Here is a 17041-nt window from a genome sequence, read left to right as displayed (position 1 = left end):
ATTCTAAAAACAAAAGCCTGTATTTTAATTAAAATACAGGCTTTTAGAACTTTAAATTTATATGAGGTTATTATTTTACTTTTTGCTTTAATAAAGCTATATCTATAACCTCTTTCATAGTATCGACAAAATGAAATTTTAATCCTTTTAAATATTGAGGTTTAATTTCATTTATATCTTTTTTATTATCCTTACAAAGAATAATTTCTTTAATATTTGCGCGCTTTGCAGCTAATATTTTTTCTTGTATTCCACCTACAGGTAAGACTTTTCCACGTAAAGTGATCTCGCCAGTCATTGCCAAGCGTGATTTTACTTTTCTTTTTGTAAAAACAGATACTAACGAAGTTAACATGGTAATACCAGCACTTGGTCCATCTTTTGGTGTGGCACCCTCAGGTACGTGAATATGGACATTCTGTTTTTCCATCTCTTCAACAGTAATACCGAAATCATCAGCATTCGCTTTTATAAATTCTAATGCAATAGTTGCAGATTCTTTCATTACTTTACCTAGATTACCAGTAATGCTTAATGCACCTTTGCCTTTTGAAAGGATAGATTCTATAAATAAAATATCACCACCAACGCTTGTCCATGCTAACCCAGTAACTACACCGGCAACATCATTGTTTTCGTATTTGTCACGTTCTAATCGTGCAGGACCTAAGATTTCAATAATATCATTATTGGTCAACTTCTTATTATATTCTTGATCCATAGCTATAGATTTGGCAGCATATCTTACCACTTTAGCTATCTTTTTATCTAAACCACGAACACCAGACTCACGAGTGTATCCTTCAATAATTTTTTCTAATTGAGGTTTTGCTACTTGCAAATCTTCTTTTGTTAAACCATGCTCTTTTAATTGCTTTGGTAATAAATGTTTTTTAGCAATCTCAATCTTTTCCTCTATAATATAGCCATTAACATTAATAATTTCCATTCTATCACGTAACGCCCAAGGAATAGAGCCTAAGTTATTGGCAGTGGCAATAAATAATACCTTTGATAAATCGTAACCTACCTCTAAATAATTGTCATAAAACGAAGTATTTTGTTCAGGGTCAAGCACTTCTAGCATTGCTGAAGAAGGATCTCCTTGATGACTATTTGATAATTTATCAATTTCATCTAATACAAAAACAGGATTGGATGTACCGGCTTTTTTAATATTCTGTATTAAACGACCTGGCATTGCACCAATATATGTTTTACGATGCCCTCTGATTTCAGCTTCATCTCGTAAACCACCTAGAGACATACGTACATATTTTCTACCTAAAGATTCAGCAACAGATTTACCCAAAGATGTTTTACCAACTCCAGGAGGGCCATATAAACAGATAATAGGCGATTTCATATCACCTTTTAACTTAAGAACTGCCAAATGCTCTATGATTCGCTCTTTTACTTTATCTAAACCGAAATGATCTCTGTCTAATATTTTTTGAGCTTTTTTAAGATCAAACTTATCTTTAGAATATTCATTCCAAGGTAAGTCTAATAGTAGGTCTAAATAATTACGTTGTATTGAATACTCAGCTACTTGAGGGTTCATACGTTGTAAACGACCAATTTCTTTAGCAAATGTATCAGCTATTTCTTTAGACCATTTTTTCTTCTTAGCACGAACTTTCATTTCTTCAAGCTCTTCATCATAAGAAACACCACCCAATTCTTCTTGAATGGTTTTCATTTGCTGATGTAGATAATATTCGCGCTGCTGCTGATCCATATCTTCGCGAACTTTCGATTGAATATCGTTGCGCAATTCTAATCGCTGCAATTCTACATTCATCTCCTTAAGTGTAGATAAAGCTCTCTGTTTTAAACTATTTGTATTTAATAGCTCTTGCTTTTTTTCAACACTCAAATTCATGTTTGAAGAGACAAAATTTACTAAGAAAGAATTACTCTGTATATTTTTAATTGCAAAAGAAGCCTCACTAGGTAGATTAGGATTTTCTTTAATAATTTTTAAAGACAAATCTCTAATAGATTCAATTATTTCGGTAAATTCTTTACCTTTTCTTTTGGGCTTTTCTTCTATTATTTCTTTTGCAGTAGCTTTTATATAAGGTTCAGTTTGAACAAATTCACCAATTTCAAAGCGTTTTTTACCTTGTATCACCACCATAGTGTTACCATCTGGCATTTTTAAAATGCGCAAAATTCTGGCAACTGTACCTATTTTATGAACATCGTCTGCTGTAGGATTCTCTACCAATTCATTTTTTTGAGCAACTACACCGATTGTTTTATCACCAGCGTTTGCCTCTTTAATTAATTTAATGGAAGCATCTCTGCCAGCAGTAATTGGTATTACAACACCTGGAAATAATACTGTGTTTCTTAAAGGTAATATAGGTAGTATTTCAGGTACATCTTCTTTACTAATTTCTTCTTCATCTTCTGGAGTCATTAAAGGTATTAACTCTGCATCTTCTTCTAGTATATTGTGAAGTGACAAACTGTCAAGATTTAAAAATTTTGGATCACTCATAGGTCTTTCTAGGTCAATATGACATTAAACGTTTTATTCTTCGAAATAATATGTATGCATCCTTTTTGTAAAAAATTCATTTTCAGTAAAATACATATTATCATTCTTCTTTTCAATTATAATATGACAATTCCTATGCCAAGGCAGTTTTATTAACATTAATTAACTCTTATTAAAAATTTTACATTTATTTTTATAAAAGTGTAACAGTTTAATAACAGTATTGTCTTTCTAACAGAAACGATTCATTGCAAGCTAAAAATCAACATATTACAAACCTTTTGGAGCGCTGTAAAAGCGGTGAGTCTAGTGCCCAATCCGAAATCTATAAGTTGTACTATAAAGCAATGTATAATACGGCGGTAAGGATTTTAAAGGACAGCTTTGAAGCTGAAGATGTTATGCAAGAGTCGTTTCTAGTAGCATTTACAAAATTGGGCACTTTTAAAGGCGAAGTTGCTTTTGGTGCATGGTTAAAAAGAATTGTAATAAACAGAAGTTTAACCCAATTAAAGAAGAATAATAGGTTTGATGAGGTTAAATTGGATGTAATCCCTGAAAAGGTAGAAGATGTAGAAGATGCAGATTACACCTTGATTAAAGCAAAAGAAATTTCAGAAGCTATTAATCAATTAAAAGAAAATTATAGAGTGGCATTAACGCTGAACCTTATAGAAGGATATGATTACGAAGAGATTGCTGATATTATGAATATTACATATCAAAATAGTAGAACAACAATTTCTAGAGCAAAAAATAAATTACGTCAATTATTAGTATTGAGTTATGAAGGATAATTTAGAAAAAAGATTTAAAGAATTAGAAGGTCAATTCGACTTACAAGAACCAACTATTGGTCATTTTAATCGTTTTGAAGCGAAACTGGCCAAACAGTCTGAGCAAACTAAGAATATAAGTTGGAATCCGAACACATGGAAATGGTTGGCAGTAGCGGCATCTGTTGTAGTATTAGTTGGTTTATGGTTTGGTAACCCTACTACAGAACAAGGTATGCAATTAGCAGAAGTATCTACAGAAATGGAAGAAACTCAAAGCTTCTTTGTTTCTACAATTGAAAAAGAATTACAAGACATCAATTTACAACGTGATGATAGTAATAAAGAAATAATAGATAACGCTTTAATACATTTAAAAGAGTTAGAAAAAGAATATGATCAATTAACCTTAGAACTTGAAAATAGCGATCAAGATAAACGTATTATCTATGCTATGATCAACAACTTTCAACAGCGCATTGAAGTTTTACAAACCTTATTACAACAATTAGATGAAATTAAAACCTTAAAAAGTGAATTAAGTAATGCTTAATTAACTATCAAATTATTAATTATAAAGTCATGAAAACAATATATATGAAAAAACTACTACTTCTTTTAATAATGATTCCAGCATTGGCAATGGCGTATGATTGCCCAAATAGCTGTAACAAAAACCATTATCATAAAGGAAAATATGAAAAGAGCAAAACCGTAAAAAAAGAGTACAACGTAAATGCTGATGCTTTGTTAAAAATTAATAACAGATATGGCAATGTAGATGTAACTTCTTGGGATGAAAATCGTGTGGTAATCGATGTTAAGATTACTGTAAGTGGAAACAATGAGGAAAAAGTTGTGAAACGTCTAGAAATGATAGATGTAGAATTAGAAGGAAGTAACAGCTTAGTATCTGCTAAAACAGTTATTGAAAAGAAATCTTCTAGTTGGTCTTGGAGCTGGGGCAAAAAAAGCAATGTACATTATAAGATCAATTATAAGGTAAAAGTTCCAGTAACCAACAATGTAAATTTAATGAATGACTATGGAAGTATTTCATTGAATGAAATTAAAGGAGATGCTTCGATTAATTGTGATTATGGAAAAATTATAATTGGCGAATTACATAGTACTAATAATAAGATAAATATAGATTATTGTAACGCTTCAACTATAGGTAAAATGAATGGAGGCTCAATCAATGCAGACTATTCTAAATTTACTGTAGAAGACGCAGGCAATATTAGATTGAATGCCGATTACACTACATCAGTTTTTGAAAACTTAGACAATGTAGATTATAACTGTGATTATGGAAGTTTAAAGATTAATAACGGAGCAACAGTTACAGGAAATGGTGATTATTTGACCACAAGGTTAGGTACCATTTCTAAAAAAGTAGCTATAACTTCAGATTATGGGTCTTTACGTATAGAAGAATTAAAACCTGGTTTTGATTCGGTTAGTGTAAATGGTGATTATTGCGGCGTAAAGATTGGTGTACCAGATGCCCCTTTTAACTTTGAATTAAAATTAAGTTATGGCGGATTTAAAAGAGAAGATGGTAAATACAAAATCTCTAAGCAAATTGTAAAATCTTCTTCTAAATATTATGAAGGTTATTATAAAAGCAAGAACTCTGGTTCTACAATAAAAATAAACTCTGATTACGGAAGTGTAACCTTCCATTAAAATAAATAAAACTATAAATTTAAAATAATGAAAAAACTAATCACACTATTAATAACAGTAACATTTGTAGTAAACGTTAATGCCCAATGGCTTAAAAAGAGAGTTAAAGGTAACGGTAATATGGTTACTAAAACCAGAACTGTTGGAGAATATGATAAGATTGGAGTAGGAGGTTCTTTTGATGTTAAGTTGGTTGCCGGTACCGAAGGAAAGCTTACTATAAATATTGATGAAAATCTTTTAGAATATCTAGTTACTAAAGTTGAAGACGGTAAATTAAAGGTTAAATGGAGGAAAGGAGTTAATGTTTCTCATAAGAAAATATTAATTACAATTCCTTTTAGAGATATAGAATCGGTAGGATTAGCTGGTTCTGGCGATGTTTACTCAGAAGATGTTATTAAAGCGGATTCATTTAAAGCTGCTTTAGCAGGGTCTGGTGACTTAAAGCTAAAAGTAGATACAGGTCATATTAAGTCTGCTATTTCTGGTTCTGGCGATATATATTTAGAAGGTTCTACTAATACCGTTAAAGCAGCTATAGCTGGATCAGGTGATATTCATGCCTACGATTTAAATTCAAAAGATGCTGAAGTATCTATTGCCGGTTCTGGCGGAGTAAAAATTAGTGTTAAAGACAATTTAAAAGCTAGAATATCAGGTTCAGGCAATGTATATTATAAAGGTAATCCTGCAAAGCAAGACGTAAAAGTAAGCGGATCTGGCAATGTAAGTTCTAGATAAACTCAAATTATTATATCTAATCTAATTATAAGAGCAGTTAAAACTGCTCTTTTTTTGTGCTTAAAATGATAATATTTTACGATTTCTTGTAACATTTTTTACTAATTGACGTCTATTATATAACAATTCGTACTTCAAAAATAACAGCTCAGTTATTCTTTTTTGAAACTCCTTTGAAATTTTAGAAATATTTGTAACGTAATAAAAGACAAACGATTACAATCACTTTAAAAGATAAAATTTAAAAATATTTTATGAAAAGTGTAACAAAAAATATTTTTGATCGTCTTATTGTAAAGTACCTTGTAAAACATAGTACTAAATTAAAAATAAGAACACAACCAAAAAACCTTAAAAAAATGAAAAAATTAATTTTAACAAGTATGCTAGCCATAAGTTTTTTGACAGCTACTGCAACACAATTATCAGAAAGTATATTATATACTACTAATGATACAATTACAAACAATGAACCTAAAACAGCTACAGACAATTACCCTGTTATAGTTGGAGAAGAAGAAGTTGATGAGCCATTTGAGTTTAATACTAAAGACTACCTACCATTAGGTTTTGATGCTAAATTAAGCTTAGAAGAAAAGTATGGTATAGAATTTAGTACTGTAAGTCAAGAAGTAGATGAACTTTTTGATTTTAATACAAAAGATTATTTACCAATAGGATTCAACTTAAATAAAAGCATTCTAGAATCTATTGTAGAAATAAATACGATAGAAGAAGACGAATCATTTGATTTTGATACTAAAAAGTATTTACCAAAAGATTTTAATCCTAATAAAACGAGTACCATAGTCAACGAACTATAAACCTTAAAAGAGTCCTCGGTTAAAGCCGAGGCTTTTTTATTCACATATATTTAACGATACCTCTAATTATGTGTTAAAGTATTCTTAACTATCAACCAATAGGGTAACAAAACAAAATAGCTATCGTCTTATAAGTGTAACAAATTTTTAAAACAAAGACTCAAACATTTAAAAACATACAACCATGAAAAAAATATTTTTAAGCCTTAGTTTATTGATCGCTTTCAGTACTTCGGCGTTAACTATCGAATATGAAACCGATCTTACACTATCAAATAATACAAACAACGTGCCAAACTTTGAAACTATTGATTTAGAGGAAGTTGACGAATGTTTCGAATTTAATACAGCAACATATTTACCAAAAGGCTTTAATGCATACGAAGGAATGTTCAAAGAAGTTAATATAGCTGAAGCCGATGAAGTTTTTGAGTTTAACACTAATGATTACTTACCAGCTGATTTTAATGCCTATACTGGATTTTTAATCGATTATGGAGTAGTAGAAGAATTAGATGAAACATTTGATTTCGATACGAAAGATTATTTGCCTGTTGGATTCAATCCAGAATTAAATTTAGAAGATATTGTAGAAATAGCTATACAAGAAGTAGATGAGCCATTTGAGTTTAATACTAAAGACTATTTACCAACTAACTTTGATGCATTTAAAGGATTATATACAGAATATGCAACTGTAGAAGAAGATGAGGTATTTGACTTCAACACAAAAGACTATTTACCTTTAGGATTTAATGCTAAGTTAAAATTAGATGATATTTACGAAGTAGCAATTGAAGAAGCAGATGAACCTTTCGATTTTGATACTGCTGAATATTTACCAGTTACATTTTATGCTTATGAAGGTTTAAATAATGAAGAAAGAATTGAATTTTTAAGCTGTATTAGTTTTCCAGCTATCTAAATATTTGAATTGATTAAAAAGTGAAACTCCAGCTTTAGCTGGAGTTTTTTTATTTAGAAATTTCTATATTTTTCTGTAAGCTCAAAAACATGTTTTAAAATATTTTGTTCTACATCATCATATTCTAAATGCTTACGCTTTATCACAGCTTTAACCACTTCGTTTACTTTATTCATTCTATATGTCATAAAGCCAGAAGATCCGCCCCAAGCAAAAGAAGGAATAAAATTTCTAGGGAAACCACTTCCATATATATTTGCACTAACCCCAACAACTGTACCTGTATTAAACATAGTATTAATACCGCATTTAGAATGATCTCCCATCATCAAACCACAAAATTGTAAACCAGTTTTTGCAAAACCTTCAGTTTCATAACTCCACAAACGGACTTCAGCATAATTATTTTTTAGGTTCGAATTATTTGAATCTGCACCTATATTACACCATTCTCCAACTACTGAGTTACCCAAATAACCTTCGTGCCCTTTACCAGAATACCCAAAAATAACCGAATTATTTACTTCACCACCAACTTTACTCATAGGTCCAATAGTCGTTGCTCCATAGATTTTAGCTCCCATTTTCAACACAGCATCATGTCCCATAGCAAAAGGACCTCTAATTAGAGAACCTTCCATAATAATGGCATTTTCGCCAATATATATTGGTCCTTTAGAAGCATTTAAGGTAGCAAAAGAAATATCAACGCCTTCTTCTAAAAAAATATGATTTTTACCAATACAATTTACTGTATCAGGTATAGGTTCAGACTTTCTACCATCTGTTAATAACTCAAAGTCTGCTTTTATGGCTTCCTCATTTTTTGAGAAAATGTCCCAAGTATTTTTTACCTGAAGTAAATTATTTTCAAATTCGATAGTTGTATAACTATCAAAATCGACTTCTTCTTGAGCATTAGTAGTAAAGAATGCAACTATTTCATCATCTTTTACAATTACTTCATTTTTTTGTAATCGCTTTACTTTATCAACTAAATCTATTGTTGGTAAAAAAGAAGCATTAATCATAATGTTTTCTTCTAGTTCTACCATAGGGTATTTTTCTTCTAAATACTCTTCAGTTAAAGTAGTTGTAGTAAAACTTAAATGTTTTTCCCATTTCTCACGAATAGTCAAAATACCGATGCGAATATCTGCAACAGGTCGTGTATATGTAAAGGGCAATAAGGCATTACGTACAGTTCCGTCAAATAAGATGTAGTTCATTAATTAGCTTTTAGGCAAAGATAAGTTTTGTCATTCAATAGCCAAATACCATATTTATTAATAAATTTGGTAATTCACAAATCATCTATTTAAATGAAAAAACATTTACTAGCACACATTACATTTTTATTTTTTACAACTTTAGTTTTAGCACAAACCCATAATATTTATACTGTTTCTTTTGATAATGCTATTCATCATGAAGCTGTAATAGGGGTAGAGTTTCAAAATCTTGAAACTAAAGTCTTAGAATTACGAATGAGCAGAACTTCACCAGGGCGTTATGCTTTACATGAATTTGCTAAGAATGTCTATAATTTAAAAGCCGTTGATAGTAAAGGAAATAAATTAGTTGTAACGAGACCTAATCCTTATCAATGGAATGTTGCTGGGCATGATGGTGCTGTAAAAATAAGCTATACATTATTCGCGAATAGAGGAGGAGGTACGTATTCACAAATTGATGAAACGCATGCACATTTAAATATACCAGCTACATTTATGTATGCTAAGAATTATGAACACCGTCCGATAAAAGTAACATTTAATGTACGCAAAGATTTAGGCTGGAAAGTAGCAACCCAATTAAAGTCACTCGAAAATAATACTTTTTATGCTCCAGACTTACATTATTTTATGGATAGCCCTACTGAGATAAGTAATCATGCTATAAGAAGTTTTGTTGTTAATGAGAATGGTAAGAATAAAACTATCAAATTCGTATTACATCATAATGGAACAGATGCAGAACTAGATCAATACTTCGATGGCGTAAAAAAAGTTGTTTTACAACAAAAAGCAGTCTATGGAGAATTACCAGATTTCGATTATGATGAATACTCTTTTTTAGCATGTTATATACCAAATGCTTCTGGTGATGGTATGGAGCACCGTAACTCTACAATTTTAACAAGTACAAGAAGTTTGGCCAATGGAGGTTTAAAAAGGAATATGGGTACAGTATCTCATGAGTTTTTTCATGCATGGAATGTAGAACGTATACGACCACAATCATTAGAACCTTTTGATTATGAGGAATCTAATATGTCTGGTGAATTATGGTTTGCTGAAGGTTTTACAAGCTATTATACAAATTTAATATTATGCCGTGCTGGATTGCTTTCGCAAGAAGATTATATAAAAGGATTAGCAGGCGGATTAAATTATGTTTGGAATTCACCTGCACGTAAGTATTTTAATCCTGTTGAAATGAGTTATCAAGCGCCTTTTGTAGATGCAGCTCGTTCTGTTGACCCAGTAAATAGAGAGAATACCTTTATTTCATATTATACTTATGGTAGTGTGCTTGGTTTAGCACTAGATTTATCATTAAGAAATTTAGATGATAATAAAAATCTAGATGATTTTATGAAACTTGTTTGGAAAACTTATGGTCAGCTAGAAATACCTTATACTATAAAAGATTTACAAGAATTGTTGAGTGCTTATGCTGGAGTGGACTTTTCTAATAACTTCTTTGGCAAATATATTTTTGATAGCCAAATGCCAGATTATAAATCATTGTTTGCTTCTGTAGGGGTTTCTTTCGAACAGTCTAGGCAAAATGAAGCTAGTTTCGGAGCTAGTATTAGCAACGGTTTTAAAATAGTTTCTAATCCTTTAGAAGGAAGTGCAGCTTTTAAAGCGGGATTAGCTAATGGCGATCTAATATTATCAATTAACGATATTGCTGTTTCTAAAGAAATAAAACCTGCAAATTTTTTAAAACACTTTAAACCAAGTCAATCTGTTAAAGTTGTTTTTATGCGTTTTGGTAAACAAAAAGAAACACAATTAGTTTTTGATGCTAACAACTCTTATGCAACTTCTCTAGTTGAAAAAGAAAACAAAAAAGACAAACTAAGAAGAGATGAATGGTTGAGTAAAAAATAAAAGCCGCAAAAGCGGCTTCTTTTGTTTACTTACTCAAATACATTTTTCTTCTTGAATAGAGTTCGTAGAATTGATCATCTTTTAGATCATCAATAAATAAGATACTTTCACCAGTAGATTTCATTTCTGGCCCTAAACGCTTATCTACATTTGGGAATTTATTAAATGAGAATACTGGCTGCTTAATTGCATAACCATCTAATTTAGGATTAAAATCAAAATCTTTAACCTTATTTTTACCTAACATTACTTTTGTTGCATAATTTACATACGGCTCTCCGTATGCCTTTGCAATAAACGGTACAGTACGTGAAGCCCTTGGGTTGGCTTCGATAATATATACGATATCATCTTTTATAGCGAATTGTATATTGATGAGACCTACGGTCTTTAGTGCTTTGGCGATTTTTACAGTGTGATCTTTTAGTTGTTGCATTACAAATTCACCTAAGTTAAAAGGAGGTAGGGTAGCATTAGAATCTCCTGAATGTACACCACAAGGTTCAATGTGTTCCATAATGCCAATAATTTGTACATCTTCACCGTCACAGATAGAATCTGCTTCAGCTTCTATAGCGCCATCTAAGTAGTGATCAAGTAATAATACATTGTTAGGTATTTTTCTTAGTAGATCTACAACATGTTCTTCTAACTCTTCCTTATTAATAACAATTTTCATTCCTTGACCACCTAAGACATATGATGGTCTTATCAAAATTGGAAAATCTAATTTATCAGCTACTGCTATAGCTTCTTCAGCAGTAGTAGCAGTATCAAATTTAGGATAAGGAATGTTTAACTCTTTTAACAAGGTGGAAAAACGACCTCTATCTTCAGCTAAATCTAGTGCTTCAAATGAAGTTCCAATTATTTTAATACCATATTTATCTAGCTTCTCCGCTAATTTCAGAGCTGTTTGTCCTCCTAATTGAACAATAACCCCTTCAGGTTTTTCATGCTGAATAATATCATAGATATGTTCCCAAAATACAGGTTCGAAATATAATTTATCAGCAGTATCAAAGTCTGTAGAAACCGTTTCAGGATTACAATTGATCATAATAGTTTCGTAACCAGCTTCTTTAGCAGCTAAAACACCATGTACACAGCAATAATCAAATTCAATTCCTTGACCTATGCGGTTAGGCCCAGATCCTAAAACAATTATTTTTTTCTTGTCGGTTACTACAGATTCATTTTCAGCATAAGCTTTACCATTAACCATCATATTATTTTCAAAAGTTGAATAATAATAAGGTGTTTTGGCTTTAAATTCAGCAGCACAAGTATCAACTAATTTATAAACGCGATTAATATTTAATTCTTGTCGTTTACTATAAACTTGACTTTCTAAACAGCCTAACATGTGTGCGATCTGACGGTCACCATAACCCTTTTGCTTGGCTTCTAATAATAGCTCTTTAGGTAATGTGTCTAAATTATAAGTAGCAATCTCTTTTTCTATAGCAAACAGTTCTTCATATTGTTTTAAGAACCACATGTCTATCTTTGTAATTTCGTGAATTTTGCTCAAAGACATACCAATTTGTATGGCATCATAAATAGCAAAGACACGATCCCAACTAGCATTTTTTAATTTATCCTTTATCTGCTCATAGTCAGTATAGCTTTTACCATCTGCACCGATACCATTGCGCTTAATTTCAAGTGATTGCGTCGCTTTATGTAAAGCTTCTTGGAAGGACCTTCCAATACCCATTACTTCACCAACAGCTTTCATTTGTAAACCTAGGGTTCGATCACTTCCTTCAAATTTATCAAAGTTCCAACGAGGTATTTTTACGATAACATAATCTAAAGTAGGCTCAAATAATGCCGAGGTAGATTTAGTTATTTGATTGTCTAATTCATCTAAGGAGTAACCTATAGCTAGTTTCGTAGCTATTTTTGCTATTGGGTATCCAGTTGCTTTACTAGCCAATGCTGATGATCGTGATACTCGAGGATTAATTTCAATGGCGATTATTTCTTCTTTTTCATCTGGGCTTACAGCGAACTGTACGTTACAACCACCCTCAAAATCACCAATAGAACGCATCATATGTATGGCCATATCGCGCATTTTTTGAAAAGTTTTGTCAGATAGTGTCATTGCAGGTGCAACTGTAATAGAATCACCCGTATGAATACCCATGGGGTCCATATTTTCTATGGTACAGATAATAACTACATTATCATTTTTATCTCTAAGTAATTCTAATTCATACTCTTTCCAACCCATCATGGCTTTATCGATCATAACCTCATGAATTGGCGATGCTTCAAGTCCTCTTCTTAATAGATCATCAAAATCTTCAGCTTTATATACTATAGATGCACCAGCACCACCAAGTGTGTATGACGAACGGATTACCAATGGGAAACCGAAATCTTGAGCAATCTCTTTACCTTTCAAGAATGAAGTTGCTGTAGCTTGAGGCGCCATTTTAACACCAATCTTACCCATTAACTCACGAAATTGCTCTCTATCTTCAGTAATGTTGATTGCATCAATATCTACGCCAATAAGCTTAACACCAAAATCTTTCCAAATACCTTTATTATCTGCTTCTATACAAAGATTTAGCGCAGTTTGTCCGCCCATAGTTGGTAAAACTGCATCTATTTGTGGATGTTCTTTTAAGATTTTAATTATAGACTTTGTTGTGAGAGGTAATAAATACACATGATCAGCCATAGAAGGGTCTGTCATGATTGTTGCAGGATTGGAATTTATAAGAACAGTTTCTATTCCTTCCTCTCTTAAAGATCTTAAAGATTGAGACCCAGAATAATCAAATTCACATGCTTGCCCTATGATGATTGGACCAGAACCTATAATTAAAACCGATTTTATGTTGTTGTTTTTTGGCATTTTTTAAGTGTAGATTTTAATCGTTTATTTTAGATGGTTGCAAATATTTTAAATTTCTTGTTTTTGCTTTAATCAATTTTAAAAAACTTATTAAAAAGATATAAAAAAAAGGTGTTACTAAATCAGTAACACCTTTTGTTAATATAAATGAATAATCATTATTTCTTTGGTCTTGCTTCAGAAGAAACAGTTAATCTTTTTCTTCCTTTAGCTCTTCTTCTAGCTAAAACTTTTCTACCGTTAACACTAGCCATTCTTTCCATAAAGCCGTGTTTATTTCTTCTCTTTCTCTTCGATGGCTGATACGTTCTTTTCATTTCAGTATATCTTTAAAATGTATTTTGTATTCTTTTTATTAGTGATAAGCAGCGTCGCTAAAATCGTGCGCAAATATACAAACCTTTTTATGTTTAGCAAATAGAATAATTAGAAAAATTCTAAATTTATTTTTGGGTGTTTTATTAAGCCTTTTTTAGACATACTTTTTCTTTGTTTAAAACTAATTTTTTGAAAATGAATTTGTTAAGAAAGGCCTTGCTTTTGTTCAAAACTTCATTTTTATTAGTGCTAAATAATCGTATTTTTACAGCTGTAATTATCATAGAATTTTAATGGGGAAAATTATAGCTATTGCTAATCAAAAGGGAGGAGTTGGTAAAACTACTACTACTGTAAATTTGGCTGCTTCCTTAGGAGTATTAGAACAAAAGGTTCTGCTAATAGATGCTGATCCTCAGGCCAATGCAACTTCTGGTTTGGGTATTGAAGTTGAGAGTGTAGTTGATGGAACCTACCAATTACTTGAACACACTACAACCGCTAGACAAGCAATAGTAAAAACTAGTTCACCTAATGTAGATATTATCCCTGCTCATATAGATTTGGTCGCTATAGAAATTGAATTGGTAGACAAAGATGAGCGAGAGTACATGTTGAAACAAGCTATAGCTCCTATCCAAGACGAATATGATTATATTGTTATCGATTGTGCGCCATCTTTAGGATTGATTACACTAAATGCCCTTACGGCTGCTGACGCAGTAATTATTCCTATTCAATGTGAGTATTATGCTTTAGAAGGATTAGGAAAATTATTGAACACCATTAAAAGTGTACAAAAAGTGCATAATCCTGAATTAGATATAGAAGGATTACTACTAACGATGTATGATTCTCGTTTGCGATTATCAAATCAAGTTGTGGCAGAAGTGAAGAAGCATTTCCATAATATGGTATTTAAAACCATCATACAGCGTAATATTCGCTTAGGTGAAGCGCCTAGTTATGGCGAAAGTATTATTGCTTATGATGCTACAAGTAAAGGTGCCATAAATTATATTAATTTAGCACACGAAATTCTAAAAAAGAATGTAAGTAATGGCGAAAGCAGTAAAAAAGCAAGCGTTAGGTAGAGGGTTATCTGCTTTATTAAAAGATTCTGTAGAGGATATCAATTCGATTAAAGATAAAAATGCTGACAAAGTTGTTGGTAATATCGTTGAAATTGATTTAGATTCTATTGAAGTAAATCCTTATCAACCACGTACATATTTTAACGAAGAAGCATTACGCGAGTTAGCTAGTTCTATAAATGAATTGGGTGTAATTCAGCCAATTACAGTTAGAAAACAAGAAAATGGTAAGTTTCAATTAGTTTCTGGTGAGCGTCGTTTTAGAGCTTCTAAACTGATTGGTTTAGAAAAAATTCCAGCTTATGTTCGTCTAGCCAATGATCAAGAAATGCTCGAAATGGCATTAGTTGAAAATATTCAGCGTCAAGATCTTGATCCTATAGAAGTGGCTTTGTCTTACCAACGTTTGATCGATGAAATTAAACTTACGCAAGAGCAATTAAGTGCCAGAGTAGGTAAGAATAGATCTACAGTCACAAATTACCTAAGATTATTAAAACTTGACCCAATTATTCAAACTGGGATGCGCGATGGTTTTTTGAGCATGGGGCACGGTAGAGCTCTGATTAATATTGAAAACCAAGACGAGCAATTAGATATTTACGAAAAGATAATTAAGAATAAATTATCTGTGCGTCAAACTGAACAATTGGTTAAAAATCTTCGTGATGGGAATTCGGAACCAACAATTGAAGTTTCTGAAAAAACAGAATTGCCAAAGTTTATTAGAAAAGGTGTTAAGGATATTAGTGAATATTTAGGGCATAAAGTTGACGTAAAAATTTCTGGTAAAGACAAAGGAAAAATTATCATTCCGTTTCATTCTGAAGAAGATTTTAATCGTATCAAAAAATTACTGCAATAGTGCTTCACAAGTCTATTTATAGCATCTTTTTTTTTCTTTTCGTTTTTGGCGTTTTTGCACAAAATAACGATGAATTAATTATTAAGAAAGATTCTGTTCCTGTAAAAGGAATTATCCTAAATCAAGGCATAGATCCACTTTCTCCTGCACGAGCTGCATTTTACTCAGCTGTTTTACCAGGTTTAGGCCAGGCTTATAATAAGAAGTATTGGAAGATTCCAATTGTATGGGCAGCCATAGGCACTGGTGCATATTTTTATTTTGATAATGACAATGAATTTAACCGTTATAGAGATGCATATAAATTAGAGTTGGCAAATAGACCTCATGAATTTGATGGTGAAGAGGGTAGACCCAATTTAAGTCAAGATGCTTTAATACGAGCTCAAGATGTATTCAAAAAGAATAGAGATTTATCGCTATTCATCACTATTGGTTTATATGCCTTAAATATATTGGAGGCTAATGTCGATGCACATTTACCAGATAAAGCTTTAGATACAAATTTAACGTTAAGGCCCGCCGTATTTTTATCACCTGTTAGCAATCAGGCATTGGCAGGAATCACCTTTAAATATGATTTTTAGATGAAAATAGCACTCTTTGGTTACGGGAAAATGGGTAAAACCATTGAACGATTGGCTAAGAATCGTGGCCATAAAATTGTAGCTATAATTGACAAGGACCATATAGACGGTAATCTTGCTAGTGCTGATGTAGCTATTGACTTTAGTATACCTAACTCAGCTTTTGATAATATTAATAAATCATTTAAAGAAGGTGTCCCAGTTGTTTCTGGTACTACTGGGTGGTTAGATAGTTATAAGGAGGTAGTAAAAAATTGTAATGATTTAAATGGTGCTTTTATATATGCATCAAATTTTAGCCTTGGGGTTAATTTATTTTTTGAATTAAATAAGCAGCTGGCCAAGATGATGTCTAAATTTGATGAATATAATGTGAGTATGGAAGAAATACACCATGCACAAAAGTTAGATGCACCAAGTGGTACTGCAATTACCTTAGCAGAAGGGATTATTGAAAATTCATCTAAAAATGCTTGGGCTTTAGATGTAACAAGTGATAAAAATAAGCTACCTATTGTAGCAAAACGAATAGAAAAAGTGCCTGGCACTCATAGTGTATATTACAATTCTTCTGTAGACGAAATTGAAATTAAGCACACCGCAAAGAATAGAGACGGATTTGCTCTGGGCGCTATTATTGCTGCAGAATGGTTAAAAGATAAAAAAGGAGTTTATACAATGAGGGATGTTTTAAGGTTATAGCATCTTAC

The 17041-nt window shown here is 31.7% G+C and carries 15 protein-coding genes; 11 read left to right on the top strand and 4 right to left on the bottom strand.

Annotation, left to right across the window (positions count from 1 at the left end):
- Positions 1 to 70 precede the first annotated feature (70 nt).
- On the bottom strand, positions 71 to 2509 hold the full coding sequence (lon, locus tag AC3IF2_RS06365; RefSeq protein ID WP_489166232.1) for an endopeptidase La: 2439 nt from the start codon (positions 2507 to 2509) through the stop codon (positions 71 to 73).
- A 248-nt stretch (positions 2510 to 2757) separates the two neighbouring features.
- Between lon and AC3IF2_RS06360 the strand changes: the two genes are divergently transcribed.
- The 6 genes from AC3IF2_RS06360 to AC3IF2_RS06335 all read left to right on the top strand — a co-directional run bounded on the left by AC3IF2_RS06360 (position 2758) and on the right by AC3IF2_RS06335 (position 7470).
- Positions 2758 to 3306: an RNA polymerase sigma factor gene (locus tag AC3IF2_RS06360; protein WP_489166231.1), complete on the top strand. Its 549-nt coding sequence runs from the start codon at positions 2758 to 2760 to the stop codon at positions 3304 to 3306.
- A complete protein-coding gene (locus AC3IF2_RS06355; RefSeq protein WP_489166230.1) occupies positions 3296 to 3838 on the top strand; it encodes a hypothetical protein in 543 nt (180 codons plus the stop codon). The genes AC3IF2_RS06360 and AC3IF2_RS06355 overlap by 11 nt, the downstream gene beginning before the upstream one ends.
- Before the next feature lie 29 nt (positions 3839 to 3867).
- A complete protein-coding gene (locus AC3IF2_RS06350; protein ID WP_489166229.1) occupies positions 3868 to 4977 on the top strand; it encodes a hypothetical protein in 1110 nt (369 codons plus the stop codon).
- Between the two features lie 27 nt (positions 4978 to 5004).
- Positions 5005 to 5721, top strand: a complete 717-nt coding sequence (locus AC3IF2_RS06345; RefSeq protein ID WP_489166228.1) for a head GIN domain-containing protein — start codon at positions 5005 to 5007, stop codon at positions 5719 to 5721.
- A 359-nt stretch (positions 5722 to 6080) separates the two neighbouring features.
- Positions 6081 to 6545 carry a hypothetical protein gene (locus tag AC3IF2_RS06340; protein WP_489166227.1) on the top strand — a complete coding sequence of 155 codons (465 nt, stop codon included), beginning with the start codon at positions 6081 to 6083 and terminating at the stop codon, positions 6543 to 6545.
- A gap of 184 nt (positions 6546 to 6729) precedes the next feature.
- Entirely contained in the window at positions 6730 to 7470 is a 741-nt protein-coding gene (locus AC3IF2_RS06335) for a hypothetical protein (RefSeq protein WP_489166226.1), read from the top strand.
- A 53-nt stretch (positions 7471 to 7523) separates the two neighbouring features.
- On the opposite strand, the gene AC3IF2_RS06330 is transcribed toward AC3IF2_RS06335, so the two are convergent.
- Positions 7524 to 8699 (bottom strand): GlmU family protein, encoded by a 1176-nt coding sequence (locus AC3IF2_RS06330; protein ID WP_489166225.1) that lies wholly within the window; start codon positions 8697 to 8699, stop codon positions 7524 to 7526.
- 93 nt (positions 8700 to 8792) lie between these two features.
- On the opposite strand from AC3IF2_RS06330, the gene AC3IF2_RS06325 reads away from it, so the two are divergent.
- On the top strand, positions 8793 to 10592 hold the full coding sequence (locus AC3IF2_RS06325) for a M61 family metallopeptidase (protein ID WP_489166224.1): 1800 nt from the start codon (positions 8793 to 8795) through the stop codon (positions 10590 to 10592).
- A 25-nt stretch (positions 10593 to 10617) separates the two neighbouring features.
- Here AC3IF2_RS06325 and carB read toward each other — a convergent pair whose 3' ends face one another.
- On the bottom strand, positions 10618 to 13467 hold the full coding sequence (gene carB, locus AC3IF2_RS06320; RefSeq protein WP_489166223.1) for a carbamoyl-phosphate synthase large subunit: 2850 nt from the start codon (positions 13465 to 13467) through the stop codon (positions 10618 to 10620).
- A 158-nt stretch (positions 13468 to 13625) separates the two neighbouring features.
- Entirely contained in the window at positions 13626 to 13784 is a 159-nt protein-coding gene (gene rpmH / locus AC3IF2_RS06315) for a 50S ribosomal protein L34 (protein WP_480200245.1), read from the bottom strand.
- 294 nt (positions 13785 to 14078) lie between these two features.
- Here rpmH and AC3IF2_RS06310 point away from each other — a divergent pair, with 294 nt between their 5' ends.
- Genes AC3IF2_RS06310 through dapB form a run of 4 tightly spaced genes read left to right on the top strand, consistent with a single transcriptional unit; the run spans position 14079 to position 17033 of the window.
- Complete coding sequence (locus AC3IF2_RS06310) at positions 14079 to 14879, top strand: ParA family protein (RefSeq protein ID WP_489166222.1); 801 nt, start codon at positions 14079 to 14081, stop codon at positions 14877 to 14879.
- On the top strand, positions 14845 to 15744 hold the full coding sequence (locus tag AC3IF2_RS06305) for a ParB/RepB/Spo0J family partition protein (protein ID WP_489166221.1): 900 nt from the start codon (positions 14845 to 14847) through the stop codon (positions 15742 to 15744). Before AC3IF2_RS06310 ends, AC3IF2_RS06305 begins: the two co-directional genes overlap by 35 nt.
- Positions 15744 to 16331 (top strand): DUF5683 domain-containing protein, encoded by a 588-nt coding sequence (locus tag AC3IF2_RS06300; protein ID WP_489166220.1) that lies wholly within the window; start codon positions 15744 to 15746, stop codon positions 16329 to 16331. Before AC3IF2_RS06305 ends, AC3IF2_RS06300 begins: the two co-directional genes overlap by 1 nt.
- On the top strand, positions 16332 to 17033 hold the full coding sequence (gene dapB, locus AC3IF2_RS06295) for a 4-hydroxy-tetrahydrodipicolinate reductase (RefSeq protein ID WP_489166219.1): 702 nt from the start codon (positions 16332 to 16334) through the stop codon (positions 17031 to 17033).
- Positions 17034 to 17041 lie beyond the last annotated feature (8 nt).

It is taken from the genome of Maritimimonas rapanae (assembly GCF_057837205.1).
The sequence above is the reverse complement of the archived record's forward strand: the minus strand, read 5'-3'. Positions and strand labels throughout refer to the sequence as shown.

Excerpts from the sequence above, each read along its gene's own strand:
- lon (WP_489166232.1), bottom strand. The coding sequence starts at position 2,509 with ATGAGTGATCCAAAATTTTTAAATCTTGACAGTTTGTCACTTCACAAT.
- AC3IF2_RS06355 (WP_489166230.1), top strand. The coding sequence starts at position 3,296 with ATGAAGGATAATTTAGAAAAAAGATTTAAAGAATTAGAAGGTCAATTC.
- AC3IF2_RS06350 (WP_489166229.1), top strand. The coding sequence starts at position 3,868 with ATGAAAACAATATATATGAAAAAACTACTACTTCTTTTAATAATGATT.
- AC3IF2_RS06345 (WP_489166228.1), top strand. The coding sequence starts at position 5,005 with ATGAAAAAACTAATCACACTATTAATAACAGTAACATTTGTAGTAAAC.
- AC3IF2_RS06340 (WP_489166227.1), top strand. The coding sequence starts at position 6,081 with ATGAAAAAATTAATTTTAACAAGTATGCTAGCCATAAGTTTTTTGACA.
- AC3IF2_RS06335 (WP_489166226.1), top strand. The coding sequence starts at position 6,730 with ATGAAAAAAATATTTTTAAGCCTTAGTTTATTGATCGCTTTCAGTACT.
- AC3IF2_RS06330 (WP_489166225.1), bottom strand. The coding sequence starts at position 8,699 with ATGAACTACATCTTATTTGACGGAACTGTACGTAATGCCTTATTGCCC.
- AC3IF2_RS06325 (WP_489166224.1), top strand. The coding sequence starts at position 8,793 with ATGAAAAAACATTTACTAGCACACATTACATTTTTATTTTTTACAACT.
- carB (WP_489166223.1), bottom strand. The coding sequence starts at position 13,467 with ATGCCAAAAAACAACAACATAAAATCGGTTTTAATTATAGGTTCTGGT.
- rpmH (WP_480200245.1), bottom strand. The coding sequence starts at position 13,784 with ATGAAAAGAACGTATCAGCCATCGAAGAGAAAGAGAAGAAATAAACAC.
- AC3IF2_RS06310 (WP_489166222.1), top strand. The coding sequence starts at position 14,079 with ATGGGGAAAATTATAGCTATTGCTAATCAAAAGGGAGGAGTTGGTAAA.
- AC3IF2_RS06305 (WP_489166221.1), top strand. The coding sequence starts at position 14,845 with ATGGCGAAAGCAGTAAAAAAGCAAGCGTTAGGTAGAGGGTTATCTGCT.
- dapB (WP_489166219.1), top strand. The coding sequence starts at position 16,332 with ATGAAAATAGCACTCTTTGGTTACGGGAAAATGGGTAAAACCATTGAA.